Origin of the sequence: Litchfieldia alkalitelluris (assembly GCF_002153425.1) — a bacterium.
Lineage (GTDB): Bacteria > Bacillota > Bacilli > Bacillales > Salisediminibacteriaceae > Evansella > Evansella alkalicola.
The window spans coordinates 234418-257841 of record NZ_KZ119600.1 but is presented as its reverse complement, the minus strand read 5'-3'; the positions used below and the strand labels follow the sequence as shown (position 1 = coordinate 257841).

The window sequence follows — 23424 nt, the reverse complement described above, 5'->3', positions numbered from 1 at the left end:
ACAATATTATGTTATCAAATTTATTCTCTTTCTGTTACGTTTTTTTGAATGCAAATTAACGTATATGCAAATATACCTCGGCTATATTACCAAACAGAATTTATTAAGCATCCTTCTCAAAAACATTCTCCTTCCTTCGTATAAATCCCTCTTAACTGCAAACTCTAGTTAAAAAGGAGTGATAAAATATGAACCAATCTATAAGAAATTTAATGAGTAGCAATGTGGTTTCTGTATCACCACAACAATCTATTCAGGAAGCTGCTGCTTTAATGGAGCAACACGATTGTGGCGCCATCCCTGTAGTAGAAAATGGGCAAGTGACTGGGATTATTACCGACCGTGATATTACTTTACGAGCAACTGCCCATGGCTTACAAGGAAATGCCACAGTATCCGAATGCATGAGTACGAAGTTAACTGTTGCCGATGTGAATATGGATGTTCATGAGGCAGCCCAAATGATGGCTCAACAACAAATCAGACGACTTCCTGTTGTGGAGAATAATCAGTTAGTTGGAATGCTTTCCATTGGAGATTTAGCAACAGAAAATATCTTTCAAAATGAAGCTGGCGAAGCCCTTTCCAACATATCAATTCCTACACATAACAATAATAGTAACCAATAATTTCGCTTTGACAACCGCCTTCATCAAGGCGGTTGTTTTACTACAAAGGCCCTATTTATTATGTTAAAATGAAAATATCCGATAAATGGGAGGCGATATTTAATTAAATGGCCATTTGGACAATATGTAAAACATGCAGTGGAACTGGAAAAGTTGTAAAGAAAAGTTTCTTATCGAAAAATTTGTCAGACTGTTCTAATTGTAAAGGTAAAGGAAGGATTCAATCTTCCTTAAAAGATTCCTCTCTATCCTCGAAACCTCGTAATAAATCTTTTTTCCACCAAACGGTGAAATTTTAAAAACAAAATAATTAAGCGGTGATTTTATATGTTGGAATATACTGGGGAACGGGTAATCCCAGAACTAATGAAGCCAGATAACGGACTTTTGTTAGAGCATTGTGCCCGATATTACTTAGCTAGTATGTACGCACATGGAAGAGTACTAGATATTGCATGCGGTACTGGGTATGGATCGAAGATGCTCTTAGATTATTCGAGAAATAAAATTTCCGAAGTTGTGGGGGCTGATATTGACGAAAAAACAGTTGCCTATGCTAGTATGCATTATTTAGGACCGAAAATGAGTTTTATAACGGCTGACGTAATGGACAATGAACTCGTAAGTAAGTTAGGTACCTTTGACACCATTGTTTCGTTTGAGACAATTGAACATGTCAGGGATGATCAGTTCTTTATTGAACAAATGCATTCGTTATTAAAATCAAATGGAACATTAATTTTGTCCACTCCTTTTGGAGAAGGAAGAGATTATCCATCTGGCTCACCATTTCATTATTTTCAGCTTACACCTGAGGAATTCAAAGGACTATTTCATCATTTTTCTAATGTGAAGTTTTATTTTCAGTCTGGAGTTATGTTCGAGCCACCACAGGAAAGTCGGCATTATCCTCTTGGCGTGGCTATTGCAACCAAATAAGTAAACTAAAGACCACGCGAAATTCTTTGATGAAGCGTGGTTTTTCTATAGAAAAAACGTTAATGTTCAACTAGTAACATCAACGTTTTCTATGGGAATCTGAAGCGACTCTAGTGTGGTCATTAACTCTTCTTCCGAAAACTTATCTTTTGGTCTTATTTCTAGTACATTATCTCCAATGAAACTTGCGACACCACGATAAAAACCAACATACGTTCTCAACCTTTCCTTTTCTTCATCTGTCAATTCACGCATAAACGTTATTACCATCCTCGCCCTCCTCTGTTCTTAGAATCAAAAATTGGACCATACACTATAAGTGTTGGCCCAACCATCTGTTATTTAACCATTAATACAGGTGCTTTTACGTACTTCATTACTTTATGACTAACACTACCTAGTATCATGGTTTGAACTCTACCCCTACCACGACTGCCTAAAACCAAACAGTCATAGTTATTTTCATTTACATGTTTTATAATCGTTTCCGCAGGTACCCCATGAAGAACGGTAATTCTGGATGAAATCCCTTCCCCTTCAATCTTATCTTTAAAAACGGATAAAATTTCTTCCCGTTTTTTGGTTGCCGCAGCTGTATCTCCGTATTGTAAAACATCGGATTTAGATTTACTGCCGTCCACTACATAGATAATTTCAATACTTGCCTTTTCAGATAGTTTTGCTAGTTCAATAGCTTTGTCTGCTGCACGATGCGAATGATCGGAACCATCGGTAGCCAATACTAGTTTTGTAAACATGCTAGTTCCCCCTGCTGAGTAACATAGTATTGACTAGTTTCTAGCAATACTACTAACCCATTAATGTCCTGAAGCTTTACTTAGGCCGCCGATTTTATCCATTAAGCGCGAACTTTCTTTGTCTAATCCTCGTATGACAACTTCTATTCCCTTTTGTTCATACTTAGCTTCTATTTTGTCCATCGCTCCAACGGCAGAGTCATCCCACAGATGTGCCCCAGATACATCTATTATAACCTTTTTTACTTCGTCATTGAAGTTAAATGAATCTACTAAATCCGTTACAGAAGCAAAGAACAATTGTCCGCGAACATTGTACACTTTTATCGAATCTGATTCTAATGAAGCTTCTACTTTTACTTTTGATATTTTAACGGCAAAGAATATGGCACTTAAAACGACACCAGCTAATACCCCTTTTGATAAATCATGGGTATATACAACTGTACCAACTGTAACAACCATCACGGCAGCATCTGTTTTTGGTACCTTGTGAATATTACGTAGAGAGCTCCAATCAAACGTTCCAATGGCAACCATAATCATGACACCAGCAAGTGCAGCCATTGGTATTTGTACAACGACACCACCAAGGACAATAATCAATAATATAAGAACGACACCAGCTACTAGAGAAGATAAACGTCCTCGTCCGCCAGATTTGACGTTAATAACAGATTGACCAATCATGGCACAACCTGCCATACCACCAAAACAACCTGTTACCACGTTAGCAATCCCTTGCCCACGACTTTCTTTGTTTTTGTCACTTTCCGTATCTGTCATATCGTCAACGATCGATGCTGTTAAAAGGGATTCTAATAAACCAACAATCGTTAATGCTAACGCGTAAGGAAAGATAATCGCAAGTGTTTCGAAGGTTAACGGGATATTAGGTAAAGCAAAGATTGGCAATGATTGTGTTAATGTACCCATATCTCCAACTGTACGAACTCCTGCATTCATAAAAATAGCGATCGCCGTTACTACAATGATAGCTACTAGTGTAGAAGGTACTGCCTTTGTAAAACGAGGTAAAATATAAATAATTGCAAGCGTTAACGCTACTAAGGCAAACATAACCCACGTCTCATTCACAAAGTGTTGTAATTGAGAAGTGAAAATAAGAATTGCCAAAGCATTAACAAATCCTACCATTACAGATCTAGGAATGAACTTCATAAAGCCCGTAAGCTTAAATACCCCAAATAAAAATTGCAGAATACCGGTTAATATCGTTGCTGCCAATAAGTACTCCAGACCATGCTCAGCAACTAATGTAATCATTAGAAGGGCCATAGCACCTGTTGCTCCTGAAATCATTCCAGGACGTCCTCCAATAAAAGCAATTACAAGACAGATACAAAAGGATGCGTACAGTCCTACCATAGGGTCTAATCCTGCAATGATAGAGAAGGCTATCGCTTCTGGGATTAAGGCTAATGCCACCACAATTCCTGCTAAGACATCTCCGCGAATGTTCCCCAGCCATTCTATTTTTAATTTTTCTGTTAAACTCATTGATGCACCTCTTCCATTTTTAAAATTTTGTTTGTATTGTTTGAACTCTCCCGCAGAAAGTTCGGTCGGCATGAACATGAATGAGTTTACCATTATACGAAAAAAAACGAAAACGGCATGTAAGCGACAATCATAAGCTAAATACACGTAAATTCTCTCTTTTTCTCTAACATGCTGTCCAAGTTCATAAAATAGACACATTTAAAAAGTTGTTTTTATTTGAAAATTATAATTATTATTAGTGGATCTATGATAGTTGATATGTTTCACAATCATTTAATTTCCGTTGAGCTGGAAACAGCTTCAAGTTAACCAAATTATTTGCCCCAATTTAAAACAAAAAATCACGAATGCCACTTTATAGCATTCGCGTTCTCAAAATCTAAAATATTTTTTTCATTATCCCTGGATACATTTGATCATAATAAACATTTAATCGATGGAGTCCCCGGGTCATAGCTACATAAAGTAGCTTTATATCTAACTCCGTTTCTTCAAAGGCTTTGTCCATTGTCATAATGAAGACCACATCAAATTCTAGTCCTTTAGATAGATAAGAGGGAACGATTACCACATCGTGATGATAGTTTTCTTCGTCCTCTTTTAACAGAGCTGCTTCTAACTTCGGATCCAACTCCTCTATGGAGCGGTAAATCCTTTCACAATCTTCTGTTGTTTTACCAATAATAGCAAAGGATTGATAATTCTCGCCTTTCATTTCATGAATTTGCTGGATTATCTTTGTAATAGCACCCTTAGAATCAGAATAAGCCATTGCTTCAGGGGCTTTATCGTGCCTAACAACCGGTTCTGCTAATATCATCCCTTTATATGGTTGGAGTTGCATCAATTTGTTTGCTACTTCCATAATTTCTACAGTGGATCGATAGCTCTGCTTCAACGTTAAATAGGTTGCTTTTGGAAAAATATACTCCGTTACATCTTCCCAATTATTGATTCCTCTGTAACTATGAATTCCTTGGGACAAATCACCTAAGATAGTAAACAGGGAAGTTCCGCACGCTTTTTTTAAGACTTCAAATTCAAAAAGTGAATAATCCTGGGCTTCATCAATAAACACATTCTTAAACATCCATTTTTTCTCTATTCCATATATTGCTTGTTGAATGTAAAGTATTGGTGCTGCATCTTCTAAGTCTAATTTTCCTTCTTGCTTGTTTTGCTTATTCCATTCCAAGAACACTTTTTGCTCTTCTTTATTTAAATAGTTTTTAGCCACTTGTTGAACTACCTTTGGTTGTGTAATAAGACGCTGATAATACAGGAATGCATCCCCTTTTGGCATCTTTCGTACAAAGGTAGGGACAAGCTTTTTCGCTTCCTTTTCCAATTTTTTCACATGTGCTTCTTTTCGATCCCATAATGCTACTGTTTTCTGGCTGCGTTTTTCTTCATCCCGAATTCCGTATCTAGCCTTATCAATTTGTCTATCATATACTTCTTCTACTTTTTCAATAATCTCCGTTGTCTTCGATTTCACCTGCTTTTTTACCATCTCTTTTAATTTTTCTAAACGCTTAAATGGAGGTAAATACGTATACTCTTCAAAGAATAGTTGTTTCATTTTTTTCGCTGAAAAAACAGTATAACGCTCCAACTTCATATCTTCGGATGGAATCCAATCTTGAATTAAATATTCCATGTATTCAGTTAGTAAATGATAAAAATCTAGTGAACCCTTAAAATGAGAAACCCATTGTAGTTCCCTCGATTCTTCATTCTCAATTAGCTGAATAAGCTTCTGATCTTTTGATATAAAATTGAGAGATTGACCTAGAGCACCTTGGACATAATCGGTAAATGTCGTTTGTGTTACTTGGTCTACCCCAAGCTCTGGGAGCACATCTGAAATATAATCAAGAAATAAACGGTTGGGGGCTAAAATCATGAGTTGCTGTGGGTCAAAGTTTTCGGCATACGTATAGATAAAATATGCCATCCGATGAAGGGCAATCGTTGTTTTCCCACTTCCTGCTACCCCTTGAACAATTAAAGGTTTATCCATATCAGCTCTAATAATCCGGTTCTGTTCTGCTTGAATGGTAGAAACAATTTCTTTTAATCGATTACTGGCACTTGTTGTTAAGGACTCTTGAAGAATTTGATCCCTTGCTGTAAGATCGATATCTCTTATTTCCTCTAATTGATTATCTTCAATGACGTACTGGCGCTTTAAGGATAGTTCCCCTTCAAGGGTTTCTCCGTTCGCTTCATAACTTACATCTCCAAGCTGTCCCTCGTAATAAACATTAGCAATTGGCGAACGCCAGTCCACAATTACCGGTTCACGAGTGTCCTTTTTATAAAGGGAGGTCTTGCCGATATACAGCTTCTCTTCTTGACTTTGATCTTTTGGAGTAAAATCAATTCTTGCAAAGTAAGGCCTATTTTGAATGGAACGTAAATTTCGTAAATCCTTTTCGGTCGTTTGTAGCATATTAGCGTTGGCTAAAACGTTCACATAACTCAAAGAACTATCTAAATAATCCAAATCCACTAAGGCTTGTTTTATGTTCCCCTGATAGTCGGATTTACTTTTTTCTGCAGCTTCTAAAACAATTTCTATATAATTCTTTGTAAACTCAAGCCTTTCTTTTTCCTTCTTGAAATCTTGGTGTTCTCGTGCATCCAACAAACATCCTCCTCACCATATGGCTAGTATATAATTAAAGGCATGGGCTAGTCCCGCATGCCATTAGGTCCGGAAAAACATATTTAACTATATACTATCAAAAAAGACTGCTGAACTACAAAGGGTCTACTTGTCTAAAGATTATGTTTGTATCTAAAACTAAATAGATAACTCACTGGATAAAACACTTATTTCTTCTAATTCATCTGCTTTTTTCTTTTGAAAAACATAGTCAAAATCATGAACAGAAATTTCATTTTTCTCAAGGCCTAATGCCATGCCTGAAACTTCATCCATAAGTAAGTCTACTGCTTTTCCACCAAGTCTCGATCCAAGAATTCGATCAAATGCAACAGGTCTTCCTCCCCTTTGAATATGCCCTAAGACAGTTACTCTCGGGTCATAATCGGAGTTTTCTTTAATGTAAGTTGCGAATTCTTCTGCAGATCCAACTCCTTCAGCAACAATAATGATACTGTGAGTTTTTCCCCTTTCAAATCCCGTTTTTAAACGATACATCATTTCTGATTTTGGTATTGTTTTTTCAGGAATAAATATACTTTCTGCTCCAGTAGCCAAACCAGACCAAGCAGCGATATCCCCTGCATGACGACCCATTACTTCAATAATGAATGTTCGTTCATGGGATGTGGCAGTGTCCCGAATGCGATCAACTGCTTCCATAACCGTATTCATTGCAGTACTAAACCCTAGTGTGTAGTCCGTTCCATTTATATCGTTGTCGATTGTTCCTGAAATTCCAATCGTTTTAATCCCTTTTTTATGTAGTGCTTGAGCTCCTCTATAAGAACCATCACCCCCAATTACCACGAGACGATCAATACCGTGTTTAGTCATGTTTTCAATTGCCTGTGCTTGTCCTTCTTCCGTTTTAAACTTCTCACTTCTTGCGGAACGGAGAAAAGTTCCACCCCGATGTATGATACTACCTACATCTTTTAACTCTAATTTTTTTATATCACCATCCATCAAACCTTCATATCCACGATACACACCATAAACTTCGATTCCATGGTACATCGATTTTTTCGTAACAGCACGAATAGCTGCATTCATTCCTGGAGAATCTCCGCCACTAGTTAATACTGCAATTTTTTTCATTTACAGCCTCCTTATATTAGAACTTCTTCTTAGTTGTTTATATTATTATGTGAAATAGTTAACTTCATTTGTTTTGATATTTTACTACTCTTTATTTTTCAATTCAAATAATAGCAATATAAAATATTTATCCTTTATGTCTTTATGCCTTATCTCGAATACCTCTTAGCGAGTCTCCTGTTTTAGCAACAAAAATATATTCTACTATTTACCAAATATAAACCTACGTTCTTTTTCACAAATTAAGAAAAGATATTACACGAAAAGGAGGTTTCTTGTGAATACAATAAAAGAACAATGGTTTGGAAATGTAAGAGGCGATATTCTTGCTGGGATCGTTGTCGCCCTCGCTTTGATTCCAGAAGCAATTGCTTTCTCTATTATTGCAGGAGTTGACCCTATGGTAGGCTTGTATGCTTCTTTTATAATAGCAGTAGTAATCGCTTTTGTTGGTGGTCGAGCAGGAATGATATCAGGGGCTACTGGTGCAATGGCTCTCCTAATGATTCCCCTGATAGCCCAATATGGTCTGGAATATTTACTCGCAGCAACAATCCTAACAGGGATATTACAGATTCTTTTCGGTGTTTTGAAACTTGCACGGTATATGAAATTTATCCCCCGTTCTGTAATGGTCGGCTTCGTCAATGCATTGGCTATCCTTATTTTCGAGGCACAAATTCCCCATTTATTTGGACAAGGTTGGCTCGTTTTGGGTTTGGCAGGTGCAACCTTGGCGATTATTTACCTATTTCCTTATATTTCTAAAGTTATACCTTCTACTCTTGTAGCCATTGTTATTATCACTGGTTACACTATGTTCACCGGATTAAACGTTTTTACAGTGGGTAATATGGGGGCACTCCCAGAGACATTACCTATATTCTTAATACCAAATGTTCCATTATCTTATGAAACTTTGGCAATCATCTTCCCCTTCGCACTTGCCTTAACGGTAGTCGGTATATTGGAATCTTTACTTACAGCGACCATTGTAGACGATATGACAGATACAGGTAGTAATAAGAACAGAGAAAGTCGTGGACAAGGAATTGCCAATATCGTGACAGGTTTTTTTGGTGGGATGGCTGGCTGTGCAATGATAGGGCAATCGGTAATTAATGTGAAGTCTGGTGGTAGAGGTCGGTTATCCTCCCTCGTATCAGGTATTGTATTAATCTTATTGATTCTGCTGTTAGGAAACATTGTTGTACAAATTCCAATGGCAGCGTTAGCTGGTGTAATGGTAATGGTATCTATTAGCACATTTGATTGGAACTCCTTACGAACGTTATTAATCGTTCCAGCTACTGATTCTATTGTAATGGTAGTTACAGTCGTTACGGTTGTACTTACTCATGATTTATCTAAAGGAGTATTCGCAGGGATTCTTTTAAGTGCCATCTTTTTTGTCTCTAAAATATCGAAAATATCCATAAAAAGTGAGTTGGATACAAATAAGAAAAAAAGAACGTACTTCATTAAAGGACAATTATTCTTTGCGTCCGTTACGGAGCCAATTGCAGAATTTGATTTTAAGGAAGAATTGAACGAAGTCGTGCTTGACTTTACCCATGCCCATATTTGGGATGACTCTGCTGTTGCAGCCATGGAAAAAATCATCACAAAATTTGAAGATAACGGAACTGATGTTGAAGTCACAGGACTTAACGAAGCCAGTACCCTTTTAGTAGATAAGTTAAGACATAAATTAAGTAGTCATTAAAAAAGGAGGGATAAGATTTGTTCAATAAAATTTTATTGGCATCGGACGGATCTGAATATGCCATTCGCGCAACAGAAAAAGCAATAGAAGTAGCAAAATGTAACCCAGAAACGACTATTCATGTTGTTTATGTTGCAGGCGATTCCAAGGGCGATGTATTACAGAATTGGAACACCCTTGGTGCCCAAGATAAAAGGAAAGAAAAAGTTAGTCCGAGTGTAGAAAAATTAGAGGCCGCAAGAATTAAATACGAAGTTAAGTATTTGCACGGAGAACCAGGTCCAGCAATCGTTAAACACGCTAATGAAAATGACTTTGATCTCGTTGTTGTTGGAAGCCGTGGACGTAATCGCCTTCAAGAATTAGTTCTTGGTAGTGTAAGTCATAAGGTAGCAAAAAGAGCTTGCTGTGCGGTGATGATAATTAAGTAATGACACTAGACACATTATAAACGAACCAAAAATACTGTAATGAATAAAGTACAAATAAGGATATATCTATCGCCTCTCACACTTGAATTCTCTTCTTTTCCAAGGAGAGAATTCTTTTTTGATAATTGTATTTGATTCAGTGCTATTTTAAAACCCGTCTGTTGTTAGACGGGTTTGATTTATTTATTTTATATTTATTTTATATTTATTTTATATTTCCATAATGATTGGAAGAATCATTGGTTTACGTTTTGTTTTTTCATATAAAAATGGGCCAAGGACATCCGTAATTTCATTCTTGATTTCCGACCATTGTGTTGTTTTATTTTCCATTAACTGATGGAGATGTGCTGAAATTTTTTCTTGTGCTTCATTAATTAAGTTTCCTGACTCCCGCATATATACAAAACCACGAGAAATAATATCCGGTCCTGCAGTCACCTGGAACTCTTTCATGTTTAATGTAACAACAACCACGACAAGCCCTTCTTCCGATAGAATTCGCCGGTCTCTTATTACAATATTCCCAATATCCCCGATCCCACTTCCATCAACATAGACGGATGACGATGGGATTTTACCAGCTAAGGACGCTTCATTTTGATCTAAAGCTAAAACTTCACCATTATCCAAAATAAAACAGTTCTCTTCATCAACACCACAGCTTTTAGCTAATTGAACATGTTGCTTCAGCATCCGGTATTCTCCGTGAATAGGAAGAAAATACTTAGGTTGTAATAGGCGAAGCATTAGTTTTTGCTCCTCTTGCCCGCCATGACCTGATGTATGAATGTCATTTAATGGACCATGAATAACATCCGCCCCTACACGATAAAGCTGATTGATAATCTTATTTACACTTAATGTATTACCAGGGATTGGGGAAGCTGAAAATACTACTGTGTCTCCAGGGATAATTTCAATTTTATTATGCCTTCCGTGAGCAATACGAGAAAGGGCTGCCATCGGCTCCCCTTGACTCCCTGTACATAAGATTACAACTTGCTCACTGGACAACTTACCTAATTGTGTGGCATCGATAAATGTGTTCTTGGGCACCTTGATATAACCTAAACCTAAAGCCAAATCCACCGCTCTTTCCATGCTTCGGCCAAAGACAGCGACTTTTCTACCGTATTTAACTGCTGCTTCTATTGCTTGTTGAAGACGGTAAATGTTTGATGCAAAAGTCGCAAAAATAATTCTCCCCTCTACGTTTCGGAAGATATTATCAATACTTTCCCCTACCTTCCGCTCAGACATGGTAAAGCCTGGAACTTCACTGTTTGTACTATCTGATAGAAGACATAGGACTCCTTCTTCTCCTAATTTGGCCATTTTAGTCAAATTTGCTGGTTCACCGACAGGGGTAAAATCAAATTTAAAATCCCCTGTGTGTACAATGTTGCCAGGTGGTGTTTTTACAACGACACCGTAGGAATCAGGGATACTGTGGGTCGTCCTAAAAAAGGAAACGGATGTTTTGGTGAACTTCACTACCTCATCTTCGTGAATTTCGATTAATTTTGCTTCCCTGAGTAACCCATGTTCGTCTAGATGATTACGAATAAGTCCTAAGGCTAATTTCCCACCATAAATAGGAATATTTATTTGCCGAAGTAAATATGGAATACCACCTATATGATCTAAGTGGCCATGCGTGATAAACAGCCCTTTAATTTTATCTTTATTCTTCTCTAAATACGTATAATCTGGAATAACTAAATCAATTCCTAATAATTCATCCTCAGGAAATTTTAGTCCCGCATCAATAATAATAATCTCATCTTGAAATTGTATAGCATACATATTTTTTCCGATCTCCCCCATACCTCCGAGGGCAAATACGGACACTTGATGGTTTTTTGCTTTCATTTTTACTATTCTCCAATAATATTTATTTTGTTTAAGTCCAATACTCTTCTTGTTCTGAACTTATTAGAAAAAATAAGTGCTCAATAAAATAATTTTCTATTATTAATTTTTTCTTATTCTTCCAATTACACTATATCATAATGTTCAGCACTAAGAAAAAAGTTCATGTTTTTATAATTAAGAGTTGCCATTTATCATCTTAAATAAACCATTTTTTGTTTAAACCGATTTTTTGAATGTAAAGATAAACAATATCATAGATCATCGTATTCCTATGTCAGTCCCTTCCGAATTATTTCTTCTTTAATGGGAATAATGGTATTTTGTAACATATCATTTTAGGAAAGCGAGGTTATGCAATGAAATGAAAGGACACATCTACAGAAGAGGTTGCACCTGCAAGAAGAAGCGAAAATGTACTTGTGGTGCGAAGTGGGCTTTTGTCGTAGACGTCGGAATAGACCCCCTTACTGGCAAAAGAAAACAAAAGACAAGAAGCGGTTTTCGAACCCACGAAGAAGCCAAAACCGCTGCGGCCACGTTTATTTATGAGTTAAATGAAGGAACCTATGTGGAAGAAACGGTTCAAACCTTCAGCGACTTTGCAAGAGAGTGGCTCCAAATTTACAGTGAATCGAAAGAGGTCAAGCCAGGAACCATTCGCGTCCGTCTCCATGAAATTGGGAAATTGTTGCCCTACTTTGCGCAACTAAAATTAAAAGACATCACAAGAAAAATGTACCAAGATGCTCTGAACGATTTAGTGGCTCAAGGGTATTCCGATAGGACCAGGGAAGGAATTCATCAAACAGGAAGAATGATTTTCCGAAAGGCGTTGGAGCTGGAGGTAATTAAGAAGGATCCGACAGAGTTTGCTTATGTAAAAAGGGAGAAGAAGACCATTGAACAGCTGGAGGAAGAGGAAGTTCCTAAGTACTTGGAAAAGGAAGAGCTTGCCTTATTCTTAGAAACCGCTAAAAATGCTGGGTTAGAACTTGATTACTTGGTGTTCCTTGTTCTTGCCTATACAGGAATTCGTGTTGGAGAATTGGTCGCACTCAAGTGGAAAGACATTGACTTCCTGAACCACACCATTAGCATTACGAAAACGTATTATAATCCAAATAATAATACGAGGAATTATCAGTTAGTAACACCAAAAACGAAAAAGTCACGACGAAAGATTGTGGTCGATGAAGTGGTCATTAACGCGCTAAAGAAACACAAAGAAGTACAAAAGAAAGTCATGGAACAAATCGGTAACGATTACTACAACCACGACTTTATCTTTGCCAAAATGGAGCGTCAACATGGTTATCCCATTGTCATTAAGACAGTGCAAAACCGAATGGCTCGGTTACTTGCTTTGGCAGATTTAAACCAAGAACTAACGCCACACAGCTTAAGGCATACGCACACGTCCCTTCTTGCTGAGGCCGGTGTGTCACTCGAGCAAATCATGGACCGATTAGGCCATACGGATGACCAAATTACGAAAAATGTCTACCTTCATGTGACGCAAGAAATGAAAAAAGAAGCCTCTCAAAAGTTCGCTGAACTCATGAGAAGCCTCCATTAATTTTACCTCATGTTAGCAAAATGTTAGCATTTCACTCTCACCTTACTCCAAAACCCAGTCGTATCAAGGGTTTGAGGGGCAGTTTACATCATGCCGCCCATTCCACCCATGCCGCCCATGTCAGGCATTCCGCCGCCAGCGCCGCCATCTTCTTCTGGCTTATCAGCGATTACAGCTTCAGTAGTTAGGAACATAGCCGCTACAGACGCTGCGTTTTGAAGTGCAGAACGAGTTACTTTTGTTGGGTCAACGATACCAGCTTCAACCATGTTTACGTATTCGCCAGTTGCTGCGTTGAAACCAACTCCAACTGCTTCGTTCTTTAAGCGCTCAACGATGATAGATCCTTCAAGACCAGCGTTGTGAGCGATTTGACGTACAGGCTCTTCAAGTGCACGGATAACAATGTTTGCACCAGTAGCTTCGTCACCATCAAGGGCAATAGCTTTAACAGCGTTAAGTACGTTAACTAGTGCAGTACCACCACCAGATACGATACCTTCTTCTACTGCTGCACGAGTAGAGTTAAGTGCGTCTTCGATACGAAGTTTACGCTCTTTAAGCTCAGTTTCTGTAGCAGCTCCAACTTTAACAACTGCAACTCCACCTGCAAGCTTAGCAAGACGCTCTTGTAATTTTTCTTTATCAAAATCAGAAGTAGTCTCTTCTAATTGTGCTTTGATTTGGTTCACACGGTTAGCGATTTCAGCATTGTCCCCGCCACCGTCTACTACTGTAGTGTTGTCTTTTGTTACAACAACTTTAGATGCGCGACCTAATTGCGTGATGTTAGCAGATTTAAGGTCTAAACCTAAATCTTCAGTGATTACTTCACCACCAGTTAGTGTTGCGATGTCTTCAAGCATTGCTTTACGACGGTCACCGAATCCAGGAGCTTTAACAGCTACTGCATTGAATGTACCACGAAGCTTGTTCACTACTAATGTAGCAAGTGCTTCACCTTCAACGTCTTCAGCAATGATAAGGATTGGTCTACCTTGTTGAACAACTTGCTCAAGTACAGGTAATACCTCTTGAATGTTAGCAATTTTCTTGTCAGTGATTAAGATATATGGATCTTCTAAAACAGCTTCCATTTTATCAGAATCAGTTACCATGTATGGAGAAGCATATCCACGGTCAAATTGCATACCTTCCACTACTTCAAGCTCAGTAGAGAATCCTTTAGATTCTTCAACAGTAATAACACCATCGTTACCTACGCGCTCCATAGCTTCAGCGATTAATTGACCAACTTCATCGTCAGCAGCAGAGATTGCAGCTACTTGTGCAATAGATTCTTTGCTTTCGATTGGCTTAGAAATTGATTTTAGTTCTTCTACAGCAACTTGAGTTGCCTTTTCGATCCCTTTGCGGATTCCCATTGGGTTAGCACCAGAAGTTACGTTTTTCAACCCTTCAGCAATCATTGCTTGCGCAAGAACTGTTGCAGTAGTTGTACCGTCACCAGCGATGTCATTTGTTTTGCTTGCAACTTCAGATACAAGCTTTGCACCCATGTTTTCGAAGTTATCTTCTAATTCAATTTCCTTCGCGATTGTCACACCATCATTCGTGATTAGTGGTGAACCGAATTTTTTCTCAAGAACGACGTTACGTCCTTTAGGTCCTAATGTTACTTTTACAGCATCTGCTAAAGCGTCAACACCGCGTTTCATCGCACGACGAGCGTCTTCGCTGAATTTAATATCCTTAGCCATTGTAATCATCAACCTCCTATAGTCATATGTAATCGATCAGAATCGATTTTAGTTCTGCTTTTCTAAAAAATAAGGTGATTAGCCAATCACAGCTAATACGTCAGACTCACGAAGGATTAAATATTCCTTGCCTTCGTACTTCACTTCTGTACCTGCATACTTAGAGAAAATAATAGCGTCTCCTGCACTCACTTCTAGTGCTACACGCTCACCATTTTCAGTAACGCGTCCAGTACCTACTGCAACAACCTTACCTTCTTGTGGCTTTTCTTTTGCTGAATCAGGAAGAACGATCCCGCTAGCTGTTTTTTCTTCTTGTTCTACCAACTCAATTACTAAACGATCTCCTAATGGTTTTAACAAGGAAAACACCCTCCTTTAAATTTATTGCGGCAGCCCCAACAAATGTTGATCTGCGCGATTTATAATTTTATTATTAGCACTCGACCTTTATGAGTGCTAACACAATTATAATAATAATCAAATGAATTTTTTTTTGCAAGTATTTTGATTATGTTTTATGTAAAAAAATTTTAAAATTTCCACATATAGATTCGGCATATCTTTGGTAAAATATTCATCTTGATACGAAAAGCCTTCTTATTCGAGACAATGTTTGACATATGGTAAAATAAGTACGAATTAACCAACACATATCAATAGAAAGTATCAAAAATTGTGTGATGAAACAAATTAAAGTATAAATGAAACAAGTTCATTATACAAATAGCCATAGCGGATCAATTTATAAAAAGGAGATTTAACATTGAATAGAAGATACTGGCTTATTTTAATTAGCTTTATATTAATGCAGTTAAGTCCTGCAGTTGTTATCCCATTATTAGTTGAACTAGGCTATAGTGGAACAGAGGCTGAACTGGCAGGAACCACCCTTCTAATCTGCTTTTCCATCGGATTCTTTGTCATCTTATTTTTATCAGTCACTGCTAAACCTGATCATGAGTTTATCAGAGATCGAGCTGATACCTCACAAACAGTACTTTGGATCATCTTAGGCTTCTTCATGGCCTATTTCGCCCAAATCATTGTAGGATTAATTGAGATGGGTGTATTCGGAATTGAACCTGAGTCAGAAAACACGCAATTTATCGTCGAATTAGCAACAGCTGTTCCACTCCTCATGATCGTTGTAGCCGTATTTGTACCTATTATGGAGGAAATTGTATTCAGGATGGTCATCTTCGGCAGCCTTTATAAGCGCTTCGGTTTTTGGATTGCAGCACTTGCTAGTGGTTTCGTATTTGCAGTTGTTCACATGGACTTCGAGCACCTATTAAGATATTTAGTTGTTGGCGTCGTCTTCGCATTCCTTTATGTGAAAACAAAACGAATTATTGTCCCAATCATGGCCCATGCAGGTATCAATTCCTTTGTCATGATTGTGCAAGTTATTTTTGGAGAAGACCTGCAACGAATCATGGATCAAATGGAAGATATGCAGTCTTTTCTATACTCAATTATTGGAGGTTATTTTTAAATGCCTAGATCTCCGCGGGTTACAGGATATTTATACTTCTTTTTCGGTGTCTCATTAGTGTTTTTTGCGATTCATCAGACAAACAGAACAGGTGAATGGGATTTCTTCACCATTCTATTTATGGCAGTAGCTGCAATTGATTTCATGATTGCTTTCCGCTACTTCTCCCTTGCTAGTAAGTTAAAAAACTCGGAAGACAAAAAGAAATAAACATAGGGACGGTTCTTGCGTTTACAATTGTCGGACAATTGTAAACGCAAGAACCGTCCCCTCGTTTTCCCTAGTTTTCCTTCTGCTGTTGTTTTTTATATTCTTTCCCTAATAAAAGTCCAAGTGGAATAGTGATAATGGTAAGAACTGCCATTACAATAAAACCTTCATTGATCGCCTGTAGGCTCGCCTCTTGAATCGTTAATCCATTAACGGCCTCAATCTGTGAGCGTCTCACTTCAAAGTAGATTGAAAAGAACACAATTCCTAAGGAAGAACTCATCTGCCTTAAAACATTGTTCATGGCAGAGCCCCTAGATACAAACTGCTCAGGTATCGCATTCATTCCAGCCGTAGTTGATGGCATCGTACTCAGCCCCATACCTATCCCTCTTATGGCATTTAACAAGAAAATGATCCATAGGCCTGATTCCATTGACAAAAATCCGAGAAATACTGTTGCTAATGCAATAAGAGACAAACCTAAAGTAACAACTAAGGATGGTCCCTTTTTATCTAAAGCACGTCCCCCTACTGTCATAAAAATCCCCGTCAGTAGTGCGGATGGCAAAAAGGTTAGTCCTGTCATGATCGCTCCATATCCGTATACATTTTGTATTAGTAATGGTAAAAGAAAGATTCCACCAAACAAGCTGATCGAACTAACACTTCCTACTAATACGGAATACGTATATGCTGGCACTTTAAAAATCGACAAATCTAGTAAAGGCTGTTCCTTGTTGTTTTCGATCCTAATAAACAGCCACATAGCAAATGCACCTAGAATAAATAATAGAATATTCAATGGATCCCTTAAGTGGGTGAACTCCGATACTCTGGCCAAGGCAAATAAAATTGCTCCTACTCCAAGCGTCACAGTAACAAATCCAGATAGATCAAATGATATATTAGTAACTTTCACTGTTCGTTTTAGATAGATTGCTGAAAAGACTAGCCCTAGTATTCCTGTTGGGATATTACAAAGAAATAGCCATTGCCAGCTCCCCATTTCAATAATGACTCCACCTAATGTAGGCCCAATCGTTGGCGCCATCATTGCGGCGATCCCATAAACCCCTGTAGCCAAGCCCCGCTCTTTTCTTGGGAAAACTTCAAATATTAATGCCATAGCAATTGGCATCATCATGCCTCCGCCGATTCCTTGAAGTCCGCGAAATACAATTAATGATGGTAAGCTCCATGAAATAGAGCCTAACAGTGAGCCAATAACAAATAACAAGAGTCCTAGCATATAGAGCTGTTTTTTCCCAATTCTATCACCAAGGTATCCTGTAATCGGCATTGTAATCCCCATCGTTACCATAAAGATGGTGATGATCCACCCCGTTGCGACTGCATCTGTCCCAAACACATTCATTAGATGAGGTACAGCTGGGTTTAACATACTGTTATTAAGAATTACTGTAAACGTTCCTAAAAGCACTGTAATAATGACAAGCCATTTTTGCGGTATTTTACTCACTATGTAGTCACCTGCACAATTAAATATTTTGGTAGTGTTATTTTAAGTTTGAAGTTTGTTTTGTTTTGTCGCTTTCACTTATGTTCGAATTATCGCTGTTGTTGTATAGGTTAACCCTAGTTATGATGTTATTTCCATTGTTATGGTTAATCCTACTTATGATAGTACTTCCACTGTTGTGTGTAAACCTACTACGGCGGTAATCCTGTCTGTTGAAATTCACTTCGATAGTCGAAACATTAATATAACTATACCATGAGATAGTTGTCGATGTGTGGGAAATTAAGATTTTTAAGAATTGAAACCAATAGCTAGGATCTTGAATACATTTCCTAACAATGTGGAATAGATCCTGCAAATACATATATTTCTGTCCGCATTTTCTTAAATTGCGGACTAAGCTCAACCATTTTCCATATTCTAGGCCGCATTTTCTCAGATTGCGGACTAAGTTCTGCCATTTTCCTTATTCCTAGTCCGCATTTTCTCAAATTGCGGACTAGGCTCAACCATTTTCCATATTCTAGGCCGCATTTTCTCAAATTGCGGACTAAGTTCAACCATTTCCCTTATCCTAGTCCACATTTTCCCAGATTGCGGACTAAGTTCTGCCATTTTCCTTATTCTAGGCCGCATTTTCTTAAATTGCGGACTAAGTTCAACCACTCCTCATAATCTAGGCCCCATTTTCTCAAATTGCGGACTAAGTTCAAACATTTCCCATATTCTAGGCCGCATTTCCTAGCAACCCTAACATGATTATGATTGCGCATTTAAAAATCAAAAAAAGACTATCAGGGTCCTATACATGAACCCAATAGCCTCTTGATATTTATTACATTACATTTTTTAAATTGGATAATGTCTTAAAAAGTAAATTAATGATTGTAGTTCCACTGATAGGTCAATGTGATGAACTCGAACATCGTCTGGAACCGTTAATCTTGCTGGCGTAAAGTTTAAAATCCCCTTAATTCCACCAGCTACCAATTGATCGGCGATTTGCTGAGCTGCGTTGGCTGGAACAGTTAGTATTGCAACTTCCACTTCATTAGCCACACGCTCCTTGAACTCGTCCAAATGATAAATGGGAACGCTTCCAATTTTTTTCCCGACTTTATCTTCTGCTACGTCGAATGCCATTTCAATTCTAGTACTGTTGTTTTTGGAAAAATTATAGTTCATTAGTGCTGTTCCTAGGTTACCTACCCCAACTAACGTTACTTTCGTTACCTCATCTTGATCTAATGTTTTACGGAAGAATGATAATAAATAATTTACATTATAGCCATAACCTTTTTTCCCCAAGGCACCAAAGTATGAGAAATCTCTGCGAATAGTTGCGGAGTCAACCTTTACTGCTTCACTTAATTCAGATGAGGAGACACGATGTTTTCCTGATGCATGTAAGTTTTCTAAAAAACGGTAGTATAAAGGTAATCGCTTTGCAGTTGCTTGTGGTATTTTAGCTTGATCGATATCCATAATAACTCCCCTCCACATAAAAATTTTTACATAACAATGATTTCATATGCACTACTAACTGCGTTTAAAGTCCCCACTCTTCCCGCCTGTCTTTTCTTCTAAGTATGTACGGCCAATGACCATTCCCTTGTCGATTGCTTTGCACATATCATACACGGTTAAGGCAGTAGCAGACACAGCTGTCAAAGCTTCCATTTCGACACCTGTACTCCCCTTCGTTTTAACCTCTGCTTCAATATGTAGAATGTAGGTTTGTTCACTTATTTCCCAATCAAAATGAATGTTCACACCTGATAACGATAACGGGTGACACATGGGAATCCATTGTGAAGTATTTTTAGCAGCCATTATTCCAGCTACTTGTGCAACAGACAGGACATCGCCTTTCTTCATCTTCCCCCCTTGTATTCCTTCATAAATATCTTGATTAACTTCTATACTTCCTTTAGCTACAGCAGTTCTGATGCTCTCTTTCTTATCAGATATATCGACCATCTTTGCCCTACCTTGCTCATTAAAATGTGTAAATGAACCCATTTTAAGTATCCCCCTGTCAGTCTCTTCTTCTATTGTACACTATTGTTTCACAATCTGCATATCTTTCTAAATGAGTTGCTACAATGCTGTTTATTCCTGTAAACTAACGTTGATAGCAATGATAGTTGCAGAGGATGAATAACCATGATTCTATTACAATGTGTTCAGTTATCCAAATCCTTTGGTGCTGAAGAAATATTATCAAATGTTAAATTAGAAGTACAAAGCCGGGATCGCGTCGCCCTCGTTGGTCGAAACGGTGCTGGAAAGTCAACTCTATTAAAAATAATTGCAGGTGAAATGTCTTTTGATACTGGAGATTTGATCATACCAAAGGACGCTCGTATTGGTTATCTTGCCCAAGATAGTGGCTTGGAATCCGACCGATCTATATGGGATGAAATGATGACTGTATTTGAACACCTTCAAAAAATGGAACAAGCTTTACGTCGTTTAGAAGAAAAAATGAGTGATACTGAGAACCCAAATTACGAGAAAGTCCTCATGGAGTATGACCAATTACAGCAGGACTTTAAAGATCAAGGTGGCTATCAGTATGAAGCTGATACTCGCGGTATCCTATCGGGACTCAATTTTGCTAGCTTTGATTACGCAACGAAAATTAGTTCTTTGAGTGGTGGACAAAAAACCCGTCTAGCCCTTGGAAAGCTCTTATTAACAAAGCCTGACTTATTGATTCTTGATGAGCCTACGAACCATTTAGATATTGAAACACTTACTTGGTTGGAAAACTATTTATCTGGATATGACGGGGCAATTTTGATCGTTTCCCACGACCGCTACTTTTTAGATAATGTCGTGAATCAAGTCTACGAGCTTTCCTTTAATAAAACTGTGAAATACACAGGTAACTATAGTAATTATCTTTCTGAAAAAGCGAAGCGCTTAGAAATAGAAATGAAGAATTTTGAAAAACAACAGGATGAAATTAAAAAACTGGAGGATTTTGTACAACGGAATATTGCCCGTGCCTCCACCAGTAATCGTGCAAAAAGTCGACGGAAACAACTCGAAAAAATAAGTGTCAAGAACCGTCCTCAAGACGACGATGCTTCTGCGAACTTTAGATTTGAGATCATAAAACAAAGTGGGAATGACGTTCTTTCCATAGATCATTTAAAGCTCGGCTACGGTGGTAAAACACTTATTGAAAACATCAATTTGAAATTAACTAGAGGAGAAAGTGTTGCTTTAATCGGACCTAACGGAATAGGTAAATCCACGCTTATTAAAGCCATCTCTAAGAAAATTGCACCTCTGGAAGGAAATATTCAATACGGCAGTAACGTTACTATTGGCTATTATGATCAAGAACAAACGGAACTCACATCGAACAAGACAGTTCTCCAAGAATTATGGGATGAATATCCTCAAACACCTGAAAAGGACATAAGAACTATTCTTGGAAACTTCCTGTTTAGTGGCGAAGATGTTTTAAAGATCGTTTACGATTTAAGTGGTGGAGAAAAAGCCCGCCTTGCATTAGCAAAGTTAATGATGAAGAAAGCCAACCTATTAATTCTGGACGAGCCTACAAACCATCTAGACTTGGATAGTAAAGAGGTTTTAGAATCTGCGCTCATTGACTACCCTGGCACACTGCTCTTCGTCTCCCACGACCGCTATTTCGTAAATCGCATGGCTACTAGGGTTGTGGAATTATCCCCTAAGATGATTACTAACTACTTAGGCGACTACGACTACTATCTAGCAAAGAAACTTGAGCAGGAAGAGTGGAAAAAACTTGAGGAGTTAAAGGATAAAGAGCAGTCACCTAGTAGAAAGGATCCTGCACCTGGCCAGGTCGAACAACAAACGAAGCAAGATTATGAGCGAGAGAAAGAGCTCAAGAAAAAGCAGCGCCAACGCCAGCGAAGAATCGAAGAATTAGAGAAGGAAATTGAGCAGGAAGAGGAACGAATTGCTCAATGGGAAGAAGATCTTTGTGACCCTGAGATCTTTCAAGACCACGAAAAATCCCTTGAAATTAACGAATCACTCGAAAAAGCAAAAACTAACATTGAAGCATTAATGGAAGAATGGGAAGAACTGCAGCTAGATGAAATGGAGTAACTGGAGTAACTGGAGTAACTTCCAGGGCAAAACGGGGATGATCTTGTTTCAGAATCTGATGCTAGTTTGTAAAGGCTATTAAGTATAGGCGGGGTATTCCCTATCATATCGAGGTATCGCGGGCGTCGATTGATCTGGTATGAGATTCTGGATTTTCACATTCTCATACCTGATCGGCCTTTGATCTGGTCTGAGATTCATACTTTTCACATTCTCATACCCGATCGACGCTTGATCTGGTATGAGATTCACATTTTTCACATTCTCATACCTGATCGACCCTTGATCTGGTATGAGATTCTGGATTTTTCTTTTCTCATACCTGATCGGCCCTTGATCTGGTATGAGATTCTCACTTTTCACATTCTCATACCTGATCGACCCTTGATCTGGTATGAGATTCGGATTTTTCTCATTCTCATACCTGATCGACCCTTGATCTGGTATGAGATTCACATTTTTCTCATTCTCATACCTGATCGACCCTTGATCTGGTATGAGATTCTTCTTTTTCCTGTTCTCATACCTGATCGGCCCTTGATCTGGTATGAGATTCACATTTTCTTGTTTCTCATACTTGATCGACCTTTGATCTGGTATGAGATTCATACTTTTCACTTTCTCATACCAGATCGGCCTTTGATCTGGTATGAGATTCTCACTTTTCACTTTCTCATACCTGATCGGCCCTTGATCTGGTATGAGATTCACACTTTTCCAATTCTCATACCTGATCGACCCTTGATCTGGTATGAGATTCGGATTTTTCCAGTTCTCATACCTTATTGACCTTTGATCTGGTATGAGATTATGGATTTTTCTTTTCTCATACCTGATCGGCCCTTGATCTGGTATGAGATTCGGATTTTTCCAGTTCTCATACCTGATTGACCCTTGATCTGGTATGAGATTCTCACTTTTCACTTTCTCATACCTGATCGGCCCTTGATCTGGTATGAGATTCACACTTTTCCAATTCTCATACCTGATCGACCCTTGATCTGGTATGAGATTCTCACTTTTCACTTTCTCATACCTGATCGGCCCTTGATCTGGTATGAGATTCACACTTTTCCAATTCTCATACCTGATCGACTTTTGATTTGGTGAAATTCACACTTCCGCCCATTCTCATACCTAATTCCCCCCTTGATCTGGTACGA

At 38.2% G+C, this 23424-nt stretch carries 22 protein-coding genes; 8 read left to right on the top strand and 14 right to left on the bottom strand.

The annotated features are described in order from the left end of the window. Positions 1 to 188: 188 nt before the first annotated feature. The gene (locus BW724_RS01375; protein ID WP_088073322.1) at positions 189 to 629 is read left to right on the top strand and encodes a CBS domain-containing protein; all 441 of its coding nucleotides are present in this window, start codon (positions 189 to 191) and stop codon (positions 627 to 629) included. Positions 630 to 956: 327 nt separating this feature from the next. Next, complete coding sequence (locus BW724_RS01370) at positions 957 to 1568, top strand: class I SAM-dependent methyltransferase (RefSeq protein ID WP_088073321.1); 612 nt, start codon at positions 957 to 959, stop codon at positions 1566 to 1568. 66 nt (positions 1569 to 1634) lie between these two features. Here the strand turns inward: BW724_RS01370 and BW724_RS01365 are convergent, their stop codons facing one another. The 5 genes from BW724_RS01365 to pfkA all read right to left on the bottom strand — a co-directional run bounded on the left by BW724_RS01365 (position 1635) and on the right by pfkA (position 7622). Beyond that, complete coding sequence (locus BW724_RS01365) at positions 1635 to 1838, bottom strand: hypothetical protein (protein ID WP_088073320.1); 204 nt, start codon at positions 1836 to 1838, stop codon at positions 1635 to 1637. 68 nt (positions 1839 to 1906) lie between these two features. Further along, the gene (locus tag BW724_RS01360) at positions 1907 to 2326 is read right to left on the bottom strand and encodes a universal stress protein (RefSeq protein ID WP_088073319.1); all 420 of its coding nucleotides are present in this window, start codon (positions 2324 to 2326) and stop codon (positions 1907 to 1909) included. A 60-nt stretch (positions 2327 to 2386) separates the two neighbouring features. Then, the gene (locus BW724_RS01355; protein WP_088073318.1) at positions 2387 to 3847 is read right to left on the bottom strand and encodes a SulP family inorganic anion transporter; all 1461 of its coding nucleotides are present in this window, start codon (positions 3845 to 3847) and stop codon (positions 2387 to 2389) included. Positions 3848 to 4229: 382 nt separating this feature from the next. Beyond that, positions 4230 to 6500: an RNA polymerase recycling motor HelD gene (gene helD, locus BW724_RS01350; RefSeq protein WP_088073317.1), complete on the bottom strand. Its 2271-nt coding sequence runs from the start codon at positions 6498 to 6500 to the stop codon at positions 4230 to 4232. A 159-nt stretch (positions 6501 to 6659) separates the two neighbouring features. Then, positions 6660 to 7622, bottom strand: coding sequence for a 6-phosphofructokinase (gene pfkA / locus BW724_RS01345; RefSeq protein WP_088073316.1), 963 nt, complete (start codon positions 7620 to 7622; stop codon positions 6660 to 6662). 277 nt (positions 7623 to 7899) lie between these two features. On the opposite strand from pfkA, the gene BW724_RS01340 reads away from it, so the two are divergent. Together BW724_RS01340 and BW724_RS01335 are read left to right on the top strand one after the other, a co-directional pair. Next, on the top strand, positions 7900 to 9348 hold the full coding sequence (locus BW724_RS01340; protein ID WP_088073315.1) for a SulP family inorganic anion transporter: 1449 nt from the start codon (positions 7900 to 7902) through the stop codon (positions 9346 to 9348). A gap of 17 nt (positions 9349 to 9365) precedes the next feature. After that, positions 9366 to 9779 carry a universal stress protein gene (locus tag BW724_RS01335; protein WP_088073314.1) on the top strand — a complete coding sequence of 138 codons (414 nt, stop codon included), beginning with the start codon at positions 9366 to 9368 and terminating at the stop codon, positions 9777 to 9779. A gap of 210 nt (positions 9780 to 9989) precedes the next feature. On the opposite strand, the gene rnjA is transcribed toward BW724_RS01335, so the two are convergent. Further along, positions 9990 to 11654 carry a ribonuclease J1 gene (rnjA, locus tag BW724_RS01330; RefSeq protein ID WP_088073313.1) on the bottom strand — a complete coding sequence of 555 codons (1665 nt, stop codon included), beginning with the start codon at positions 11652 to 11654 and terminating at the stop codon, positions 9990 to 9992. A 364-nt stretch (positions 11655 to 12018) separates the two neighbouring features. On the opposite strand from rnjA, the gene BW724_RS01325 reads away from it, so the two are divergent. Continuing rightward, a complete protein-coding gene (locus BW724_RS01325; RefSeq protein ID WP_088073312.1) occupies positions 12019 to 13233 on the top strand; it encodes a site-specific integrase in 1215 nt (404 codons plus the stop codon). Between the two features lie 83 nt (positions 13234 to 13316). Here BW724_RS01325 and groL read toward each other — a convergent pair whose 3' ends face one another. Further along, entirely contained in the window at positions 13317 to 14954 is a 1638-nt protein-coding gene (groL, locus tag BW724_RS01320; protein ID WP_088073311.1) for a chaperonin GroEL, read from the bottom strand. A gap of 78 nt (positions 14955 to 15032) precedes the next feature. Then, entirely contained in the window at positions 15033 to 15317 is a 285-nt protein-coding gene (gene groES, locus BW724_RS01315) for a co-chaperone GroES (protein WP_088073310.1), read from the bottom strand. A 403-nt stretch (positions 15318 to 15720) separates the two neighbouring features. On the opposite strand from groES, the gene BW724_RS01310 reads away from it, so the two are divergent. Both BW724_RS01310 and BW724_RS01305 read left to right on the top strand, forming a co-directional pair. Beyond that, entirely contained in the window at positions 15721 to 16452 is a 732-nt protein-coding gene (locus BW724_RS01310) for a CPBP family intramembrane glutamic endopeptidase (RefSeq protein ID WP_088073309.1), read from the top strand. Beyond that, the gene (locus tag BW724_RS01305) at positions 16453 to 16662 is read left to right on the top strand and encodes a YdiK family protein (RefSeq protein ID WP_088073308.1); all 210 of its coding nucleotides are present in this window, start codon (positions 16453 to 16455) and stop codon (positions 16660 to 16662) included. Positions 16663 to 16732: 70 nt separating this feature from the next. Here the strand turns inward: BW724_RS01305 and BW724_RS01300 are convergent, their stop codons facing one another. The 5 genes from BW724_RS01300 to moaC form a co-directional block, all read right to left on the bottom strand. Beyond that, a complete protein-coding gene (locus tag BW724_RS01300) occupies positions 16733 to 18145 on the bottom strand; it encodes an MDR family MFS transporter (protein WP_088073307.1) in 1413 nt (470 codons plus the stop codon). Positions 18146 to 18477: 332 nt separating this feature from the next. Continuing rightward, entirely contained in the window at positions 18478 to 18606 is a 129-nt protein-coding gene (locus tag BW724_RS24220) for a hypothetical protein (RefSeq protein WP_268876130.1), read from the bottom strand. Next, on the bottom strand, positions 18593 to 18811 hold the full coding sequence (locus BW724_RS01295; protein WP_140354881.1) for a hypothetical protein: 219 nt from the start codon (positions 18809 to 18811) through the stop codon (positions 18593 to 18595). Before BW724_RS01295 ends, BW724_RS24220 begins: the two co-directional genes overlap by 14 nt. Before the next feature lie 183 nt (positions 18812 to 18994). Beyond that, positions 18995 to 19630 (bottom strand): redox-sensing transcriptional repressor Rex, encoded by a 636-nt coding sequence (locus tag BW724_RS01290; RefSeq protein ID WP_088073305.1) that lies wholly within the window; start codon positions 19628 to 19630, stop codon positions 18995 to 18997. Between the two features lie 54 nt (positions 19631 to 19684). After that, positions 19685 to 20167, bottom strand: coding sequence for a cyclic pyranopterin monophosphate synthase MoaC (gene moaC, locus BW724_RS01285; RefSeq protein ID WP_088073304.1), 483 nt, complete (start codon positions 20165 to 20167; stop codon positions 19685 to 19687). A 144-nt stretch (positions 20168 to 20311) separates the two neighbouring features. On the opposite strand from moaC, the gene BW724_RS01280 reads away from it, so the two are divergent. Then, complete coding sequence (locus BW724_RS01280; RefSeq protein WP_088073303.1) at positions 20312 to 22261, top strand: ABC-F family ATP-binding cassette domain-containing protein; 1950 nt, start codon at positions 20312 to 20314, stop codon at positions 22259 to 22261. A gap of 78 nt (positions 22262 to 22339) precedes the next feature. Here the strand turns inward: BW724_RS01280 and BW724_RS01275 are convergent, their stop codons facing one another. Next, positions 22340 to 23329 (bottom strand): hypothetical protein, encoded by a 990-nt coding sequence (locus BW724_RS01275; RefSeq protein ID WP_088073302.1) that lies wholly within the window; start codon positions 23327 to 23329, stop codon positions 22340 to 22342. Between the last annotated feature and the right edge of the window lie 95 nt (positions 23330 to 23424).